The sequence below is a fragment of the Thermococcus waiotapuensis genome (assembly GCF_055384795.1).
Genome location: NZ_AP042429.1, coordinates 1627559 through 1644043 on the forward strand (window position 1 = coordinate 1627559; position 16485 = coordinate 1644043).

General features: G+C 53.4%; 20 protein-coding genes and 1 tRNA gene. 15 read left to right on the forward strand and 6 right to left on the reverse strand.

Going from position 1 to position 16485, the window contains the following annotated elements; translation table 11 throughout:
* Nucleotides 1-109 precede the first annotated feature (109 nt).
* The 4 genes from ACZ47M_RS08970 to ACZ47M_RS08985 are packed head-to-tail and all read left to right on the forward strand — an operon-like array spanning nt 110 to nt 2219.
* Nucleotides 110-907, forward strand: coding sequence for a DUF2666 domain-containing protein (locus ACZ47M_RS08970; RefSeq protein ID WP_315342243.1), 798 nt, complete (start codon nt 110-112; stop codon nt 905-907).
* A 27-nt stretch (nt 908-934) separates the two neighbouring features.
* Nucleotides 935-1318: a Rid family detoxifying hydrolase gene (locus ACZ47M_RS08975; protein ID WP_315341699.1), complete on the forward strand. Its 384-nt coding sequence runs from the start codon at nt 935-937 to the stop codon at nt 1316-1318.
* A 24-nt stretch (nt 1319-1342) separates the two neighbouring features.
* Complete coding sequence (locus ACZ47M_RS08980; RefSeq protein ID WP_315341697.1) at nt 1343-1717, forward strand: Mov34/MPN/PAD-1 family protein; 375 nt, start codon at nt 1343-1345, stop codon at nt 1715-1717.
* 49 nt (nt 1718-1766) lie between these two features.
* Complete coding sequence (locus tag ACZ47M_RS08985) at nt 1767-2219, forward strand: metal-dependent transcriptional regulator (protein ID WP_315342240.1); 453 nt, start codon at nt 1767-1769, stop codon at nt 2217-2219.
* On the opposite strand, the gene ACZ47M_RS08990 is transcribed toward ACZ47M_RS08985, so the two are convergent.
* Nucleotides 2198-3532 (reverse strand): NCS2 family permease, encoded by a 1335-nt coding sequence (locus ACZ47M_RS08990; RefSeq protein ID WP_315341695.1) that lies wholly within the window; start codon nt 3530-3532, stop codon nt 2198-2200. The genes ACZ47M_RS08985 and ACZ47M_RS08990 overlap by 22 nt on opposite strands.
* Before the next feature lie 240 nt (nt 3533-3772).
* Between ACZ47M_RS08990 and ACZ47M_RS08995 the strand changes: the two genes are divergently transcribed.
* Genes ACZ47M_RS08995 through ACZ47M_RS09005 form a run of 3 tightly spaced genes read left to right on the forward strand, consistent with a single transcriptional unit; the run spans nt 3773 to nt 5489 of the window.
* Nucleotides 3773-4072, forward strand: coding sequence for a Gar1/Naf1 family protein (locus ACZ47M_RS08995; protein WP_315341692.1), 300 nt, complete (start codon nt 3773-3775; stop codon nt 4070-4072).
* A gap of 6 nt (nt 4073-4078) precedes the next feature.
* Complete coding sequence (locus tag ACZ47M_RS09000) at nt 4079-4990, forward strand: transcription initiation factor IIB (RefSeq protein ID WP_315341690.1); 912 nt, start codon at nt 4079-4081, stop codon at nt 4988-4990.
* Nucleotides 4991-4994: 4 nt separating this feature from the next.
* Nucleotides 4995-5489: a metallophosphoesterase gene (locus ACZ47M_RS09005; RefSeq protein ID WP_315341687.1), complete on the forward strand. Its 495-nt coding sequence runs from the start codon at nt 4995-4997 to the stop codon at nt 5487-5489.
* 30 nt (nt 5490-5519) lie between these two features.
* Here the strand turns inward: ACZ47M_RS09005 and hpkB are convergent, their stop codons facing one another.
* The gene (gene hpkB / locus ACZ47M_RS09010; protein ID WP_010480157.1) at nt 5520-5723 is read right to left on the reverse strand and encodes an archaeal histone HpkB; all 204 of its coding nucleotides are present in this window, start codon (nt 5721-5723) and stop codon (nt 5520-5522) included.
* Nucleotides 5724-6090: 367 nt separating this feature from the next.
* Here hpkB and rbcL point away from each other — a divergent pair, with 367 nt between their 5' ends.
* Nucleotides 6091-7425 (forward strand): type III ribulose-bisphosphate carboxylase, encoded by a 1335-nt coding sequence (gene rbcL, locus ACZ47M_RS09015; protein WP_315341684.1) that lies wholly within the window; start codon nt 6091-6093, stop codon nt 7423-7425.
* 12 nt (nt 7426-7437) lie between these two features.
* Here rbcL and ACZ47M_RS09020 read toward each other — a convergent pair whose 3' ends face one another.
* Together ACZ47M_RS09020 and ACZ47M_RS09025 are read right to left on the reverse strand one after the other, a co-directional pair.
* A complete protein-coding gene (locus ACZ47M_RS09020; RefSeq protein WP_315341680.1) occupies nt 7438-7611 on the reverse strand; it encodes a class III signal peptide-containing protein in 174 nt (57 codons plus the stop codon).
* A gap of 56 nt (nt 7612-7667) precedes the next feature.
* Complete coding sequence (locus ACZ47M_RS09025) at nt 7668-8876, reverse strand: hypothetical protein (protein ID WP_315341678.1); 1209 nt, start codon at nt 8874-8876, stop codon at nt 7668-7670.
* A 52-nt stretch (nt 8877-8928) separates the two neighbouring features.
* Here ACZ47M_RS09025 and ACZ47M_RS09030 point away from each other — a divergent pair, with 52 nt between their 5' ends.
* The 3 genes from ACZ47M_RS09030 (at nt 8929) to ACZ47M_RS09040 (ending at nt 10473) form a co-directional block, all read left to right on the forward strand.
* Complete coding sequence (locus tag ACZ47M_RS09030) at nt 8929-9537, forward strand: RNA ligase partner protein (protein ID WP_315342238.1); 609 nt, start codon at nt 8929-8931, stop codon at nt 9535-9537.
* A 26-nt stretch (nt 9538-9563) separates the two neighbouring features.
* Nucleotides 9564-9640 (forward strand) — tRNA-Thr (locus tag ACZ47M_RS09035).
* Nucleotides 9641-9741: 101 nt separating this feature from the next.
* On the forward strand, nt 9742-10473 hold the full coding sequence (locus ACZ47M_RS09040; protein ID WP_315341676.1) for a helix-turn-helix domain-containing protein: 732 nt from the start codon (nt 9742-9744) through the stop codon (nt 10471-10473).
* Here the strand turns inward: ACZ47M_RS09040 and ACZ47M_RS09045 are convergent.
* The gene (locus ACZ47M_RS09045) at nt 10470-11252 is read right to left on the reverse strand and encodes a 4-phosphopantoate--beta-alanine ligase (RefSeq protein ID WP_315341674.1); all 783 of its coding nucleotides are present in this window, start codon (nt 11250-11252) and stop codon (nt 10470-10472) included. The two genes, ACZ47M_RS09040 and ACZ47M_RS09045, sit on opposite strands and share 4 nt — an antisense overlap.
* Nucleotides 11253-11434: 182 nt before the next feature.
* Between ACZ47M_RS09045 and ACZ47M_RS09050 the strand changes: the two genes are divergently transcribed.
* Together ACZ47M_RS09050 and gltA are read left to right on the forward strand one after the other, a co-directional pair.
* Entirely contained in the window at nt 11435-12283 is an 849-nt protein-coding gene (locus ACZ47M_RS09050) for a sulfide/dihydroorotate dehydrogenase-like FAD/NAD-binding protein (RefSeq protein WP_315341671.1), read from the forward strand.
* Nucleotides 12284-13729 carry an NADPH-dependent glutamate synthase gene (gltA, locus tag ACZ47M_RS09055; protein WP_315341668.1) on the forward strand — a complete coding sequence of 482 codons (1446 nt, stop codon included), beginning with the start codon at nt 12284-12286 and terminating at the stop codon, nt 13727-13729.
* 12 nt (nt 13730-13741) lie between these two features.
* Here the strand turns inward: gltA and ACZ47M_RS09060 are convergent, their stop codons facing one another.
* A complete protein-coding gene (locus ACZ47M_RS09060) occupies nt 13742-14206 on the reverse strand; it encodes a hypothetical protein (protein WP_315341666.1) in 465 nt (154 codons plus the stop codon).
* A gap of 126 nt (nt 14207-14332) precedes the next feature.
* On the opposite strand from ACZ47M_RS09060, the gene ACZ47M_RS09065 reads away from it, so the two are divergent.
* Nucleotides 14333-15232 carry an MBL fold metallo-hydrolase gene (locus tag ACZ47M_RS09065; protein ID WP_315341664.1) on the forward strand — a complete coding sequence of 300 codons (900 nt, stop codon included), beginning with the start codon at nt 14333-14335 and terminating at the stop codon, nt 15230-15232.
* Nucleotides 15233-15277: 45 nt separating this feature from the next.
* The gene (locus ACZ47M_RS09070) at nt 15278-16450 is read left to right on the forward strand and encodes a nicotinate phosphoribosyltransferase (protein ID WP_315342236.1); all 1173 of its coding nucleotides are present in this window, start codon (nt 15278-15280) and stop codon (nt 16448-16450) included.
* Nucleotides 16451-16485: the final 35 nt, after the last annotated feature.

The following is a 16485-nucleotide window of genomic DNA, read 5'->3' on the forward strand; positions in this document are numbered from 1 at the left end:
ATTTCTCACACTGATGGTGGATGCCCGGGCAGGCTTATAACTTTATCTTTTGATGACCAGCGAAAAAAGCTAAAATACCTCGGCGGTCAAGGTTTAGTTGGTGGAGACAATGTCAAGGAGCGTTGAAGATCACGTAATGTTCACCGCGAAACACGGTAGCTGGAAGGTCGCCGATAAGTTGCTGGACGTAGACGATAGGGCCAAGATTGCCCACTTCCTGGCGATGGTTTCCAACACCGTCAACTCGAAGATCCCGGAGTACCTCACCGGGGTTGTGAACGTCGCCGGGATAATGAGCCTTGCCGAGGAGCTGGCGAGGGGTGACCTTACGAAGGTGGTCTCTTCCCTTAAGTCTCCGGGAACTTCCAAGAAGCTCGGTGACCTTGTCTTTGAGGACGATAAGACTCTCAAGAAGCTCCTGGTGGACGTGGCCAGGGCTGTTCTCGTCAGGATGACGCTTTCCAAGTTCGCCCCGGTCTCTTATCCAGAGGGGGAGCTGGCAGAGGTCAAGGTTGTCTTTCCCTTCCCGGATGATCACGTTAATTTCACGGTCAAACACGGGGAGTGGATAGTCGTTAAAAGGCTCATAATAGACGACGCAACGCCCATGGTTGAAGTCGCGAGGCTCCTCGCCAGCATAAACGAGACAACGACCCTTAAAATACCTGTATATGCCAATATAGACCTTGAGGGGATCGAGGAGTGGTTTGGCGGCCTTAAGAAGGTTAAAAAGTCGGAGATCCCAGCCGTTATTGAGAAATACCTTCACTTCCAGCCCTCATCCTTTGCTTCGGCGGAATTTGAAGGGCACGCGAGGGTTTATGCCCTCAGAAAGGCACTTGAGGTTATAGACCTCCCCCTGGACGTTCCGGCTAAGAGCCTTGAGAAGTATCTGGAAAAGAAATGACGCCAGGAATGCGCTGAGGTGGTGAAAATGGAGAAGCAAATCGTGATCCCTCCCGGGGCCCCCTCTCCCATCGGGCCGTACAGTCCGGGGATCCTTGCCTCCGGGAGGCTTCTCTTCGTTTCGGGCCAGATCCCAGTTGACCCCGCAACAGGAAAGCTCGTTGAGGGCAGCTTTGAGGAGAAAGTCAGACAGACTCTGAGAAACCTCCTCTCGGTCGTTGAAGGTGCTGGAGGGAGTGCCGAGAACGTGGTAAAGGTAACGGTATACCTCAGGGACATTGGGAAGTACGATGAGTTCAACAGGGTTTACTCAGAGTTTTTCAGTGAATCCAAGCCCGTCAGAGCGGTAGTTGAGGTTTCAAACCTTCCCAGGGGTGTGGACATCGAGGTGGAGGCCATAGCGGTGTTTTGATTTCTATTTTTGAAGGTGAAGCTGATGGTCGTTAAAGTGCGAATCCGTGGGGAGCTTTTGGAGTACCTTCTGGAACTATCCAGGGACTTTTACCCGAACGAGTTTGCTGGATTTCTCCGGGAGAAAGATGGTATCTTAGAAGAGGTCTTGATAGCGCCAGGAGGACATTTCGGCCCGGCTTCTGCTTTCTTCAACACCTGGCTCCTGCCTCTGGACGGGGAGATAAAGGGAACCGTCCACTCCCACCCGGACCACGTTTGTCAGCCATCGCCGCAGGACCTCTGGTTCTTCTCGAAGTTCGGGGGCTTTCACCTCATAATATGCTACCCCTATTCCCCGGAGGACGTCAGGGCATACGACAGCGAGGGCAATCCGGTGGAGATTGAGGTAGTCCCGTGAACGAAAACTACTTAAACATTTTTGGCTATCCTAAATCCAGGTGGTGGGATTGGAAATAACCAAGAGGGAAGAGGAGTACCTTGAGACCATTTACCTGCTCCACAGGAATAAGGGAGTAATCCGGGTCAAGGACATAGCAAGGGCCCTTCGCGTGAAGCCCCCGAGCGTTGTTGACGCCCTCAAAAAGCTCAGCGAAAAAGGGTTAGTTGAATACGAGAAGTACGACCGCATACTGCTGACGGACAAGGGTAGGGAGATCGCGGAAAGTACCTATCTAAAACATGGGCTTCTAACGGAGTTTTTCATTGAAGTTCTTGGGATCCCGCCCGAGATAGCCGAACATGACGCCTGTCAGTTTGAGCACTATGTTCACGATATAACCGTTGAGAGGATCCGGGAATTCGCCCAGTTTATTCGTGAACAGTGTCCATACGTTCTCAAGCAGTTTCTGAAAGAGAAGTTAGAAAAGAACAGCGAAAATCAGAAAGCTCCCCCGAGGTAGGCAAAGTAGAGGGCGAAGATGACAGCGAGCACCCACATAAGCGGGTGCACGTCCCTCCATTCTCCTTTGAAGGCTTTTATCACGGCGTAGCTTACGAACCCAAGGCCTATTCCGACTGAGATAGAGTAAGTGAGGGGTATCGACATGATCACGAGGAAGGCGGGGATAGCCTCGGCTGGATCGCTGAAGTCTAATTCTTTTATGGTGCTCATCATGTAGTAACCCACTATGACGAGCGCTGGAGCTGTTGCAAAGGATGGTATTGCCCCGGCGAGGGGCGCTATGAAGAGGCCTATGCCGAGGAAGAGCAGTCCCGTAACGAGCGCAGTCATTCCCGTCCTTCCTCCCTCTTCTATTCCCGCGGCGCTCTCTATGTAAGTGGTCACCGTGGAAGTCCCGAGGAGCGCTCCCAGGGTAGTTCCTATGGCGTCGGTGAGGAGAACCTTCTCGGCGTCCGGGACTTTTCCGTCCTTCGTCAGGTAGCCTGCCTTGGCGCTCAGCCCGGTAACGGTTCCGAGGGTGTCAAAGAAGTCCACCATGAAGAAGGCGAAGATGACTCCCAGTGCTCCGATGTTTAGGAGTCCCTTGAAGTCGAGCTGTAGGAAGGTGTAACTTATGTCCGGGGTTGAAAACAGGTGGCTGGGCCAGGGTGCGACACCCGTTACCCACCCGAGCACCGCGGTGGTGAGGATCGAAATGAGGAGGGCGCCCTTTATGCGGTGGGCTATGAGAATGGCAGCAAAGAGAAGGCCAAAGAGGAAGAGCAGGCCGGGCTTGCTTATCAGGGCGTGAGCGTTGAGTTCCGTAAAGAGGAGAACACCTTTATCTGTTGCCGCATTTATGAGTTCGACGTCGTTGAGGCCTATGAAAGTCAGGAAAAGGCCTATTCCAGCTCCAACGGCGTACTTCTGGCTGAGCGGAATGGCGTGAATTACCGCGCTCCTGACCCTGGTGACGCTGAGAAGGATAAATATCACGCCCTCAACGAAAACCGCTGCCAGGGCGACGCGCCAGTCGTAGCCCATGCCGAGAACGACGCTGTAGGTGAAATAACCGTTCAGGCCCATGCCCGGTGCCAGTGCAAAGGGCTTCCTGGCGTAGAGGGCCATTATAATGGTGCTTATTCCGGCCGCAAGGGCGGTGACGGCTACGAGAGAGTTGAAGGCCTCTTTCCCCATGGCATTGCTGAGTATACTGGGGTTGACAAAGAGGATGTAGGCCATCGTCATGAAAGTAGTAACCCCGGCTAAAACCTCGGTCTTCATGTCGGTGCCGTACCTTTCAAATTCGAAGTACTTTTCAAACCATCCCATGGGTTTCACCCTCCGTGTTGACTGGTTGCTGATAATAGAATCGATTTATAAGCGTTTTTTTGACATAAATTTGTTAAACTCAGCGCCACCCGTGTACAAAGCGAAAATTGCCTCTGTATGGGTGGTCTAAATTTCATTGCTATCTATTTACCTCTTAAAAACTTTTTGCAGGGGGCCGAAACGTTTATAAGGTCATTAACCAATAAAATTTATGAGGGTATGTCTTTCTGGGGTGGGGCCATGAAGAGACTGGGCCAGGTTTCTCACTATGCCAGGCAGGGCTTTTTGATCCTTCGCAGTTCCTGGGTGCCCAATCTCAACGATCGAGTTGTTGATAAGAACCTGAACTTTGTGGGTGTCGTTAAGGATGTTTTTGGTCCAGTGGAGGCTCCGTTTATAGCGGTTAAGCCGAGTGTCAGGAATCCCTCCGATTACGTTGGTGCTGTGCTCTACGTTGATACCAAGAAGGCCAAGGGTCAGGGGAAGGAAAAGCAATCCAGGCACGTTAAGAAACGCCCCGCCCCCGCGAAGAGGGGGTGAAGGCCTTTGGCTGATATATGGGTGTGTCCCAATTGTGGTTCAACGGAGTTTATATACGACCCCCACGTGGGGGAAATCTTCTGCGCCAAGTGCGGCTACGTTATTGAGTATAACATAGTCGATGAAAAGCGAGAATGGAGGGCATTTGAGCCGGAGCAGAGGGAAAAGCGCGCCAGAACTGGCCCCCCAACGACCCTGATGATCCACGATAAGGGTCTCTCCACCGACATAGACTGGCGTGATAAGGACGTACACGGGAACCCGATAACCGGCATGTACCGAAACAAGATGAGACGCCTCAGAATGTGGCAGAGAAGGATGCGCATAAACGATGCCGCCGAGAGGAACCTTGCCTTCGCACTCAGCGAGCTCGACAGAATGGCCGCTCAGATGGGACTTCCAAAGAGAGTAAAGGAGCAGGCGGCCGCACTGTATAGAAAGGCCGTCATGAAAAAGCTCATCCGGGGCCGTTCTATTGAGGGAATGGTGTCTGCTGCACTTTACGCGGCCTGCAGGATGGAGGGCATTCCAAGAACACTGGATGAGATAGCGCGGTTTTCGAAGGTCACCAAAAAGGAGATTGGAAGAAGTTATCGCTTCATGGCCCGGGGACTTGGTTTGAACCTCCATCCTACTAATCCAATAGATTACGTTGACCGCTTTGGGGACGCTCTCGGTGTGAGTGCACGGACAAAGAAAAGGGCCAAGGAGATACTGCAGGAAGCTATAAGAGTGGGCATCACGAGTGGAAAGGGGCCTACGGGTCTTGCCGCGGCTGCCCTTTACCTTGCTTCCCTGCTCGAGGGTGAGAAAAAGACCCAGAGGGAAGTCGCCGAAGTTGCAAACGTTACCGAGGTAACTGTCAGAAATCGCTATAAAGAGCTCGTTGAAAAGCTCGGCATAAATGTGCCGATGTGAGAATATGAAGCTTGCAGTCGTCAGCGATACTCACTACGGCGATAAGACAAAGAACCTCCCCTTTTTTCTCTTTGATCATCTCAAAAAGATTTCTCCCGATGTTATTCTTCATGCGGGCGATATTACCGCTCCCGAGCTCCTTGAAAAGCTTGAGGAAATCTCTCCTACACTGGCAGTCAGAGGGAACACCGACAGAATGAACCTACCGGAGGAGAGGGTTGAGAGGTTTGGTGACTTCTCACTTGGAATGATCCACGGTCACCAGTTCATCTCCCTAAACGCCCATTTCCTCACCCTTAAAGCCCTTGAGATGGGCGCCGACGTTCTCGTTTTCGGGCACACCCATAGGTTTTATTATGACACCTACTCCCTCCATGGGAGAATTGTTCATCTTCTAAACCCCGGTTCGCCAGTCTTTCCCCGTTTGGACTCCTCAGGATTCGCCGTCCTTGAGATGGCTGGAGAGAACATCAGCGTCAGAAGAATAGAGTTCTGGTAGCCAAATAGTGGAAGAAAAAAGGAAGCACCATCAGCCCTTGAGGGCGAGCTTGATGTCCTCGGCCTTAACGGTCTTCCTGCCGGCGTGGTGGGCAAGGTCGACGGCCTTCTTGGCGATCTCAATGGCTTTCTCCTCAAGGTGCTCGGCGAGGGCCTTGGCGGCGTCCTCACTAACGCGGGCGGCGCCTGCCTTCCTTATAAGCCTGTCAACCGGGGCAATTGGAAGCTCGGCCATCCACAACACCTCCCATCCATTGTTTGCAGATACCTGCGTTTTAAATTAGGAGCAAAGGCATATATAAACTTTTCGGAAAAGCGCTGTTTTTAGAGCATATTTCAGCCGGTTTTAGATTGGTGAGTTAGAACTTAGGCCAAAAAGACGTGCTGGATGATGGTGGTTAGAACTGGGTGGCCTCAACCTGTTGGGGGTGAGGTGGGGGATATCTCTGCGTGTTTTGGAAACACCTTCCGTGTTGCCCGAAACGGCGTAAGCTTGCCTTAATCCTGCCCAATTTTTTGTCCTTTATTGCCTAGATCTGACCAATAAATTTTTTATAGCTCCCCGATAAGCTGTTATTTACCCAAAAAGTGGAGGTGGGAAAATGCCCGAGAGGTTTGACGAGATATACGACTACTACGTAGACAAGGGCTACGAGCCGAACAAAAAGAGGGACATAATAGCCGTTTTCCGCATTACTCCGGCGGAAGGATATACCATCGAGCAAGCAGCGGGTGGAGTTGCTGCGGAGAGCTCAACCGGAACCTGGACGACCCTCTATCCCTGGTACGAGGAGGAGCGCTGGGCGGACCTTTCAGCCAAGGCCTACGACTTCGTTGACATGAAGGATGGAAGCTGGATAGTCAGGATTGCATACCCGTTCCATGCCTTCGAAGAGGCAAACCTGCCAGGACTGGTCGCGAGCATAGCTGGCAACGTTTTTGGCATGAAGCGCGTCAAAGGGTTAAGGCTCGAGGACCTTTACCTCCCGGAGAAGGTCATAAGGGAGTTCAGAGGCCCCGCCTTCGGTATCGAGGGAGTAAGGAGGATGCTTGAGATAAAGGACAGGCCCATCTACGGCGTTGTTCCAAAGCCAAAGGTCGGCTATTCACCCGAGGAATTTGAAAAGCTCGCCACGGAACTCCTCATGAACGGTGCAGACTACATGAAGGACGACGAGAACCTCACCAGCCCGTGGTATAACCTCTTTGACGAGAGGGCCGAGATAATGGCGAGGATCATAGAGAAGGTCGAGAACGAGACCGGAGAAAAGAAGACGTGGTTCGCCAACATAACGGCACCGCTTCTTGAAATGGAGCGCAGGCTTGAGGTCCTCTCCGAACTCGGGCTCAAGCATGCGATGGTGGATGTCGTCATTACCGGCTGGGGTGCGCTCGAGTACATAACCGAGCTTGCAGCTGACTACGGCCTGGCTGTCCATGGCCACAGGGCGATGCATGCCGCTTTCACGAGGAACCCCTACCACGGCATCTCGATGTTCGTTTTGGCCAAGCTCTACAGGCTCGTTGGTGTAGACCAGCTCCACGTAGGAACCGCTGGAGCGGGCAAGCTCGAGGGCGGCAAGTGGGACGTCATCCAGAACGCCAGGATACTAAAGGAGGAGCACTACAGGCCGGATGAGAACGACGTCTTCCACCTGGAGCAGAAGTTCTATGGTATAAAGCCAGCGTTCCCGACGAGCTCCGGAGGGCTTCACCCGGGCAACATCGAGCCTGTTATAGAGGCCTTAGGAAAGGACATAGTTCTACAGCTCGGCGGTGGAACCCTGGGCCACCCCGATGGGCCTGCCGCAGGGGCCAGAGCCGTCAGACAGGCCATAGATGCTATAATGCAGGGAATACCGCTTGATGAATACGCTAAAACTCACAAAGAGCTCGCCAGGGCCCTGGAGAAGTGGGGCCATGTTACTCCAGTTTGATTTCTTTCCCTTTTAAACGTCCTTCCAGCTTTCGTTTACATAACTGGCTATTTTTTTGGTTGATTCATTTATTGTCTTTCCGGCCTGCTCGGCCGCCTGCTTTACGTACCTTATTACCAATGCAACCATCATAAGGGCCACAGCTACCATCATTAAGTACTCTATCGCGGCCTGTGCCCTTCTCATATCATCACCTCCTGTTATTAAATTCGCGAAAAAATATTTAAAACTTTGGTCGCGTTTCAATAGAGCATAACATCGAACCCAAGCTCGCTGAGCAGATCAGCAAGTTCTTCGCTGTCAACATAAGCCAAAAGGTGGTGGTTTCCGAGGGTTCCGTCTATGAACTCCGGGGCATCTTCGATTTTTAGTCTAACCTGGGTCCTACACCTGTTTTCGTTCCTTTCTCTGCCGGTTACCTCAACTCCGGCAACCACGGCTCTTCTTCCCCTGATCTTGAAGAGTGAGGCCTTACCCCCGGGAAGTTCTACTTCCACGCCGACACCTTTGCCGCTTTCGAAGTGCGACCTGAGAACGTATCTTCCAATGAGGGGAGCCGTGCAGTGGGTCAATATCAAGTAGTCCTCGCCATAATCCGCAACGTTCCCCATGAAGGCAGGCTTGCCAAAGAACTTTCTGATGATCATCATGCCGAGTAGGGAGTTCAGCTCTCCTTCACACGCTGCCGGAATTCCCTCGGCGTTGAACATGGCCAGAGCGAGACACGGTGTTCCCCCAAGCTTTTCAATGAGATCGAAGCACCCGATTGTGAACCCCTCAAGCCTGTAATCCTCAAGGATGCGTTTTATGGCTAAATATACTCTGCCTGCAATTGCAAGGTCTTTTTTGGACGGTTCTTTTATCTCAGTTGCCTTTTCCACCTTTTCCTCGATGGCCTTCAGGCCCTCTTCCTCGGTAGTTTTTTCATAATACTCGTAAAACTTCTTCAGGCTTACCCCGGTGTAGGGTATGTCGAGCTTTTCGTTGATCAACCACGGAGATATCCTGCCTATCAGGCCAATCCTCATTCGTAGGAACTTTTCGAGAGTTTCTTTTAGGTCATCGTAAGCCAGAAAAGCCGCTTTAAGTTCTTCGAAGCTCTTTACTAAGGTTGTTGGTATCAGTCTTTCCCTGAAATACTCCCTGAGCTCTATTCCCGCCGCCAGGGAGTTGTTGTATGGGTCTCCGTATATCACGGTTGGCCTCCTGAAAACAGCGAACTCCTTAAGGACGCCTTCCGTTCCCCCGGTTAGGGGGTACAGCAGAAGGACATCAACGTCGTTGAAGTTGACTTGGTTTTTTGCCTCTTTGAATTCTGCCTTGGTAGATACGATAAACCCCCCGGAAACGTCGAACTCTTGGGCGAGTTTTGTTATAAAACCGGAGACCTTCCCCTCGAAGGTCTTTGGGCTGGCGAGTTCGCTGATCCCGAAAATAACTCCCACTTTCATACTTTCACCTAACTTTTTAAATTCCGGGGCTTATAATAACCTTGTGGTGAACATGGCGCTGATAAAGTTCGTCCTGGACACCAGCATCTTTGTAAACCCCGAGATACGCTCCTCTTTTGGAAGCGATCCGACCAGTGCCATGAAGGCTTTTCTTGAATATGCCGGGAAGCTCTTTGGGAGAGTTGAGTTTTACATGCCCGCCGGAATATACCGGGAGGTCATGAACTTCGTAGATGTGGAGGAAGTCTCACCCGACATCGAGCTCTACATCATCAAAAAGCCCCCCGATGTGCACAACATCAAGATACCGGCCTTCGTTGTCTATGAGCTAATAGACGATATTCGCCGGAGGATTGACAAGGGGCTCCGGGTTGCGGAAAAAGCCGTTAGGGAGAGCGTCCTTGAGACAGACAACGTCGATAGAATCATCCAGAAGTTAAGGAGAAACTACAGAAAGGCCCTTCGTGAGGGCATTGTTGATAGCAAAGAGGATTTTGAACTTATCCTGCTGGCAAAAGAGCTTGACGCGGTAATAGTGTCTGCCGATGTGGGAATACTGACGTGGGCCCAGAAGATGGGAATAAAGTGGGTAGACGCCGCCAGGTTCAGGGATGTCCTGGAAGAACTCGTGGAGAAAATCGGGCGAGAGAAAAATTTATAAATGCCTGACCTCATGATGTAATCGACGCCCCGGTGGCTCAGCCTGGTGGAGCGGCCGCTTGGTAAGCGGCAGGTCGCGGGTTCAAACCCCGCCCGGGGCTCCATAACCTTTCTCGTCGTGTTTTGATTCTCACAGTTCGGTTTTAACCTTTGAATTCTCTGCAATTGACGATAGGTTTATAACAGCTTGACTGTAACCAGTGCCATGCTTGAGAAAGAGAAAGAGGCCCTTGCGAGAAGAATAGCGGGCGAAATAACCCTCTCCTCCGACCCCGGCAAAACGATGAGAAAGTGGAGGGAGATATTCGGAGTAAGCCAGACGGAGCTGGCGGAGCACCTCGGCGTTTCCTCCTCGGTGATAAGCGACTACGAGGGCGGGAGGAGAAAGAGCCCCGGTGCGGGCACGATAAAGAAGTTTGTCGAGGCCCTTCTAAAGATCGATGAGGCGCGCGGCGGCAACGTGATAAGGGCCTTCAGCAGGACGATAGACGTTGAACTGCCGACATCAGCGATACTCGACATCAGGGAGTTTGCAGTTCCAATTACGGTTGAAGAGCTAATCGAAGCCGTTAAAGGCGAAGTCGTCGCCTGCGAGGAAGCGGTGAACAGGGTAATATACGGCTACACCGTCGTCGACAGCATCCAGGCCATACTTGAGATGAGCAGCGAGGAGTTCCTCAAGCTCTACGGCTGGACAACCGAGAGGGCCCTGGTCTTTACGAAGGTCAGCACCGGAAGAAGCCCCATGGTTGCGGTGCGCGTTCAGGGTCTGAAACCGGCTGTTATAGTCCTCCACGGGGTCAAAAAACTGGATGAGCTGGCTGTAAAGCTGGCCCAGAGGGAGAGGATACCGCTGATAGTCTCGAGGATCGAAGGGGAACCCGAGCTTATAAACAGCCTCAGAAAACTTGCGGAAAGAACGGAAAAAGAAGTCTAAAGCTCTTTCCGCCTCCATACCCCTTCTTCGGCCAGTTTGGTTAATCTGTCTCTCATGTGGATCAGAACATCGCTCAGGGTTTTTCCGTTGTCGTAACCATTTACAATCCCTTCGAGCTCTTCCCTCGGAAGGTTCTTCATTTCTCTGGCGAGCTCAATCATCCTCGGGTAGGCTCTGACGATGTTGTCCACTATCGTTATGTCCGCCATCCTGGCGCTTCTCGAGAGCGGGTTGAGGTCTATCGTTATCACGAACTTGCCCATTTTCACCAGTGCCTCCGTCCTGTCCCCGTCCTCGAGGGGTACAACGACGACGTCAGCTTTCCATATCCCGTTCTCGTCAACTTTCCCGCGCTCGTGCTCCAGACCCGGAATCCTCTTCGTCGGGTTTATGCCGAGGAGCTCTATCTCCGGGTCATAGTTCCTCAGCTCTTCTGCTATGGCCTTAACCCTCTCCTCAGTTCTGTAAAAGAGGTTTATCTCTATCTTTGCGTTAAGGGCTTTGGCGAGCTCTATGGTCTCCTTTGGAACTAAAGCGGCGACGTTCCCGTTGACTGAGATGACCGGATGTTCTGCCAGAAGGAGCTTAGCCACCGCGGCCTTCATGGCTCTTTCAGCTGGCTCTATCGTCTTCTCTCCGATTATGTAGTCGAAGGCCTCGCCGCGGCCGTGGGCTATCAGGCCCGCTTTCGCGGTCATGCCTTTCTCCATTCCCCCGATAATCTTCTCCCTGTAGTAGAGGCTCCAGTAGCGTGGATGGCTCTTAGGTATGTTCACCATCGCATATCACCCCCAACGCCTTGGGGATGCACCCTAAAAAGCTTCCTAAACGCCTCTGAAGGGGCAATCTCCCGCCTTCTTAGCGTGGGGCGGTTCCAAACCTTTGGTTTAAGAAAGCCGTATAAACCCGAGGTTCAAACTTGTGGTGAACAACGCTGTCCACATGCACAGGGTGGTGCACCATGGGGTATAGGATAACAAAGAAGGAGAACCTCTCCGCGATTGACTTTTTCATGGAGGTTGAAGCACCCCACGTGGCCCGTTCCTGGAAGCCGGGCCAGTTCGTCGTTTTGATTGCTGACGAGAAGGGCGAAAGGGTTCCGATGTCGGTCTACTACGCCGAGGACGGAAAGGTGGGCATGTTCGTAAGGCGCCACGGGGTCACGACCTTCAAGCTCTGGTACGAGAAGCAGGTGGGAGACGAGATAGTAAGCATCGCGGGCCCGCTCGGAAGGCCGATTGATGTGAAATACTACGGCAACGTTGTCTTCGCGGCCGATGCCGTCTGTGCCCAGGCGGAGTGCTACGCCACGCTTAAGGCAATGAAGGAAGCCGGCAACTACACGATAGCAATACAGAGCTTCGAGAACAGGGACAACGTTTACCCGGAGAGGTTCCTGGCGAAACCTGTGGCTGATGAGCACTACCTCACCACCGAGGACGGTAGCGTTGGAAGAAAGGGCCACTACCTGGACGTGGTCAAGGAGCTCATAGAGAAGGACAAGGTGGACATAGTCTTCGCCGGCGGGAAGCTCGGGACGCTCGCGAAGCTGGCCGAGCTGACGAGGCCCTACGGAATCCCCACAATCGTCACCGTCAGGCAGATAATGGTCGACGGGACAGGGATGTGCGGCTCGTGCAGGATACTCTACGGAAACGAGATCAAGTTCGCCTGCAGGGATGGCCCAATGTTTGATGCCCACAAGGTTGACTGGGCGGACGTGATAAGGAGGGACTCCCGCTTCGTCGAACAGCAGAACCTGGCCAGGGAGAGGTATCTTGAGAAGCTCAGGGCAAAGGGGGTGATCTGAATGGCCGTTAAAAGGAAGCTCATCAAGGAGCGCGTCCCAACGCCTGAGAGACCCGTTGAGGAGCGCGTTAAGAGCTTCGTTGAGGTCAACCTCGGTTATGACTTTGCCTCCGCAGTGAAGGAAGCGGAGCGCTGCCTGCAGTGCCCGCCCGAGTATGCGCCCTGCATCAAGGGCTGTCCCGTTCACATCAACATTCCTGGCTTCATTGGAAAACTCCTTGAGCACCGCGATGACCCTGACAGGGCCGTCAAGGAAGCTTTGAGGATAATCTGGACTGACAACACCCTCCCAGCGATAACGGGTAGGGTCTGCCCGCAGGAGGATCAGTGTGAGATGAACTGTGTCATGGGCAAAGTGGGCGACCCAATAAACATTGGCAAGCTCGAGCGCTTTGTTGCCGACTACGCGAGGAAGCACGGCATAGAGGATGAGCTCCTTGAGGAGATGAAGCCTTCGGTGTGCGGGAAGGGTAAGGTTGCCGTCGTCGGGGCCGGTCCCGCCGGACTCACCTGCGCCGGTGAGCTTGCGAAGCTGGGTTATGACGTTACAATCTTCGAGGCCCTCCACAAGCCTGGCGGAGTCTTAGTCTACGGAATTCCAGAGTTCAGGCTCCCCAAGGAGATACTTGAGAAGGAACTCGACAAGCTGAGGAAGCTCGGCGTTAAAATACTCACCGACCATGTCGTCGGGAAAACTGTAACGCTGGAGGAGCTTCTTCAGGAGTACGACGCGGTCTTCATCGGAACCGGTGCTGGAACGCCAAAGCTCCTCAACATCCCGGGAATCCTCCTCGACAGGATTTACAGCGCCAACGAGTTCTTGACGAGGGTCAACCTCATGAAGGCCCACGAGTTCCCGGAGTATGACACTCCTATAGCCGTTGGTAGGAAGGTCATCGTTATTGGGGCTGGCAACACGGCAATGGACGCCGCCCGCTCCGCGCTGAGGCTGGGCGCGGAAGTTACGATAGCATACCGCCGCGGAAGGGAGGACATGACGGCCCGTATCGAGGAAATCCAGCATGCTGAAGAGGAGGGCGTGAAGTTCGAGTTCTTCCTCAACCCCGTGGAGTTCATAGGCGACGGAAACGGGAGGGTGAAGGCTGTTAAATTCGAGAAGATGAAGCCTCTCGAGGAGAGGGATTCCAAAGGCAAGAGGAAGATAATCAGCACCGGCGAGTACGTGACCCTTGAAGCTGACACCGTGATAATAGCGATAGGCCTCGAGCCCAACAGGATAATAAGCGAAGCGGCTACCGGGCTGAAGGTCAACCCCGACGGAACGCTCGTCGTTGATGAGAACCTCATGACGAGCATTCCCGGGGTTTTCGCAGGTGGAGACGCGATAAGGGGCGAGGCGACGGTTATCTTAGCGATGGGCGACGGAAAGAAGGCGGCAAAGGCGATATGCGATTACATAGAAAGGAAGAGAAAGGCCGGAGCTTGAGCTTTTCTTTTGTTACCATGCCCTTTTTCTCGAGCCGAGCAGAAAGGCGTTCTTCATGTAGTCGATGAATTCGCTGTTGAGGAATGTCTTCATGAACTCCTCTGTCTCCTCGGGCGAGAGCCACTCCACCTCCTCCGGGATGCCCTCGACCCAGAGGTAGACGAGCTCATCCTCCTCCCTGGCGATGAGAAGGGTGAAAACCTCGACGCCGAGCTCCTGGGCCATCTTCACTTCCCTGCCGACGAGCGAGGTAAATTTGCCGAGCGGCGCGACCGCAACGAAGTATTTGGCCTCTTTAATTCTTTCGCTCGTGTCTTTTAGGCCGTATTTTGAGGGCACGAGGACGTTGGTGGAGTCAAGCTTTTCCCTTATAATCTCCACTATGGCCTTCTCCGTTCTGGTGTGGTACAGGAAAGTCGGCTCGCTCAGGTATACGAAGGGCCCGTGCCTTTCTCTATTCCTTCTGAAACCAAACATCGGACCACCTCAGGTGGGGATAATGTCATCATCTCGGATCAGGAGGGATGACACTCTTCATCGGCTAACTTTCACTAATGGAGAGGGCTTATTAAACCTTTAGCTCAACCATACCCAGGTGATAAGATGCGCGTCATCCCCATAGCAAGCGAGAGCCTCGGCGTGAGAAGCCTGGCGACGTTCGTGGAAGCATCTGGCCTAAAAATCCTCATCGACCCGGGCGTCGCCCTCGGGCCGGAGCGCTACGGCCTTCCCCCGGCGAAAATAGAGCTGGAGACCCTTCAGCATATGAGGAGGAAGCTCCAGGGCTATGCGAGGAGGGCGGACGTGGTGACCGTCTCCCACTACCACTACGACCACCATACGCCCTTCTTCGAGGGCCTCTACGAGAGCTCGAGCGAGGAATACGCGAGGGAGATCTACGGTGGAAAGCTCCTCTTCGTCAAGCATCCCCGGGAGAACATCAACTTCAGCCAGAGGGAGAGGGCCTGGGCTTTTCTCAAAAGCGCGGAGCCAATAGCGAAGAAAATAGAGTTTGCCGACGGGAGAACCTTTGACGTCGGCGGGGTTAGGCTTGAGTTCTCTCCAGCAGTCCCGCACGGGAGCGAAGGCTCGAAGCTTGGCTTCGTCGTGATGGTTCTCGTCGATGACGGCTCTAAGAGTGTAGTCCATGCCAGCGATATACAGCTGTTGAACAGAAAAGCCGTTGAGTGGATAATTGCCAAAAACCCGGACCTGCTCGTAACCGGCGGGCCGCCCACATACCTCGGCCCCAGGGCTTCCGGTGCGTGGGAGACCGGAATCAAAAACCTCAACGAGGTAATCCGCGAGACGGACGCCGAGATAGTCCTCGACCACCACATCGTCAGGGACAAGCGTTACGCCGAGTTCTTTGGTGGGCTTGAGAAAAAACCAAAGACCTTCGCGGGCTACCTTAATGTGGAGGACAGGCCCCTTGAGGCCTACAGAGTGGAGCTCCACAAAATCGAGAGGGGAGAAAAGGTCGGGCTCCCCTTCTCCCTCTGAGGAAAACCTTAAACTCCCTTTTGCATAATTCAAATGGTGGTGGAAATGCGCGACTTCTACATCGCCCACGAGGAGGATATAAAGGCTGGAAAAACGACTGACGTCTACTTCATCAGGACGAAGAAGATACTGGAGGAAAAGGGCATCCACAGGAAGGTCTTCGCCGACGTTACAACCACTTCCCTCCCCAACGGCTGGAGGTGGGGTATTCTTGCTGGAGTTGAGGAGGTTGCAAAGCTTCTCGAAGGCCTCCCCGTGAACGTTTACGCCATGCCCGAGGGGACGGTATTCCACCCCTACGAGCCGGTTCTCCAGATAGAGGGCTACTACGAGGAGTTTGGAGTCTATGAGACGGCCCTGCTCGGGATGCTCAGCCAGGCCAGCGGAATAGCCACCGCGGCGTTGAGGATTAAGATGGCGGCAAACTTCAAGCCGGTTTACTCCTTTGGCATAAGGCACATGCACCCTGCAATAGCTCCGATGATAGACCGCTCGGCCTTCATAGGGGGCTGCGACGGCGTCTCCGGTGTTCTTGGAGCAGAGATGATTGGCGAAAAGCCCGCAGGAACCATGCCCCACGCCCTCATCATAACCGTCGGTGACCAGGTAAAGGCCTGGAAGTACTACGACGAGGTGGTTGAACCGGAGGCCCCGAGGACTGCCCTGGTTGATACTTTCTGTGACGAGAAGTTTGAGGCTTTGATGGCCGCCGAGGCGCTCGGCGAGAGGCTAAACGCGGTAAGGCTGGACACGCCGGGCTCAAGGAGGGGCAACTTCAGGCGCATAGTGGAAGAGGTTCGCTGGGAGCTCGATTTAAGGGGCTACAACTGGGTCAAGATCTTCGTCTCAGGGGGTCTAAACGAGGAGAGCATAAGGGAGATAGTTGACGTTGCCGATGCCTTCGGAGTCGGCTCTGCCATAGCCAGCGCGAAGCCGATAGACTTCTCCCTCGACATAGTGGAGGTTGAAGGAAAGCCCATAGCCAAGCGGGGAAAGTTCAGCGGGAGGAAGCAGGTCTACCGCTGTGAGAACGGCCACTACCACCGCGTTCCTGCAGACAGAAAGCTTGAACACTGCCCGGTCTGCGGGGCAAAGGTCGAGCCGCTCCTTAAACCACTCATAGAAAACGGCGAGATAGTCGCCGAGCTTCCGAAGGCGAGGGAGATAAGGGAGTACGTGCTGGAGCAGGCCAAAAGGTTCAACCTGACGCTCGAGTGATTTCTTTCTACCTTTCGTTTCTTATCAAACCCAAA

Coding starts and splice junctions, on each gene's coding strand:
- ACZ47M_RS08970 (WP_315342243.1), top strand. CDS start 110: ATGTCAAGGAGCGTTGAAGATCACGTAATGTTCACCGCGAAACACGGT.
- ACZ47M_RS08975 (WP_315341699.1), top strand. CDS start 935: ATGGAGAAGCAAATCGTGATCCCTCCCGGGGCCCCCTCTCCCATCGGG.
- ACZ47M_RS08980 (WP_315341697.1), top strand. CDS start 1,343: ATGGTCGTTAAAGTGCGAATCCGTGGGGAGCTTTTGGAGTACCTTCTG.
- ACZ47M_RS08990 (WP_315341695.1), bottom strand. CDS start 3,532: ATGGGATGGTTTGAAAAGTACTTCGAATTTGAAAGGTACGGCACCGAC.
- ACZ47M_RS08995 (WP_315341692.1), top strand. CDS start 3,773: ATGAAGAGACTGGGCCAGGTTTCTCACTATGCCAGGCAGGGCTTTTTG.
- ACZ47M_RS09005 (WP_315341687.1), top strand. CDS start 4,995: ATGAAGCTTGCAGTCGTCAGCGATACTCACTACGGCGATAAGACAAAG.
- hpkB (WP_010480157.1), bottom strand. CDS start 5,723: ATGGCCGAGCTTCCAATTGCCCCGGTTGACAGGCTTATAAGGAAGGCA.
- rbcL (WP_315341684.1), top strand. CDS start 6,091: ATGCCCGAGAGGTTTGACGAGATATACGACTACTACGTAGACAAGGGC.
- ACZ47M_RS09020 (WP_315341680.1), bottom strand. CDS start 7,611: ATGAGAAGGGCACAGGCCGCGATAGAGTACTTAATGATGGTAGCTGTG.
- ACZ47M_RS09025 (WP_315341678.1), bottom strand. CDS start 8,876: ATGAAAGTGGGAGTTATTTTCGGGATCAGCGAACTCGCCAGCCCAAAG.
- ACZ47M_RS09030 (WP_315342238.1), top strand. CDS start 8,929: ATGGCGCTGATAAAGTTCGTCCTGGACACCAGCATCTTTGTAAACCCC.
- ACZ47M_RS09040 (WP_315341676.1), top strand. CDS start 9,742: ATGCTTGAGAAAGAGAAAGAGGCCCTTGCGAGAAGAATAGCGGGCGAA.
- ACZ47M_RS09045 (WP_315341674.1), bottom strand. CDS start 11,252: ATGGTGAACATACCTAAGAGCCATCCACGCTACTGGAGCCTCTACTAC.
- ACZ47M_RS09050 (WP_315341671.1), top strand. CDS start 11,435: ATGGGGTATAGGATAACAAAGAAGGAGAACCTCTCCGCGATTGACTTT.
- gltA (WP_315341668.1), top strand. CDS start 12,284: ATGGCCGTTAAAAGGAAGCTCATCAAGGAGCGCGTCCCAACGCCTGAG.
- ACZ47M_RS09060 (WP_315341666.1), bottom strand. CDS start 14,206: ATGTTTGGTTTCAGAAGGAATAGAGAAAGGCACGGGCCCTTCGTATAC.
- ACZ47M_RS09065 (WP_315341664.1), top strand. CDS start 14,333: ATGCGCGTCATCCCCATAGCAAGCGAGAGCCTCGGCGTGAGAAGCCTG.
- ACZ47M_RS09070 (WP_315342236.1), top strand. CDS start 15,278: ATGCGCGACTTCTACATCGCCCACGAGGAGGATATAAAGGCTGGAAAA.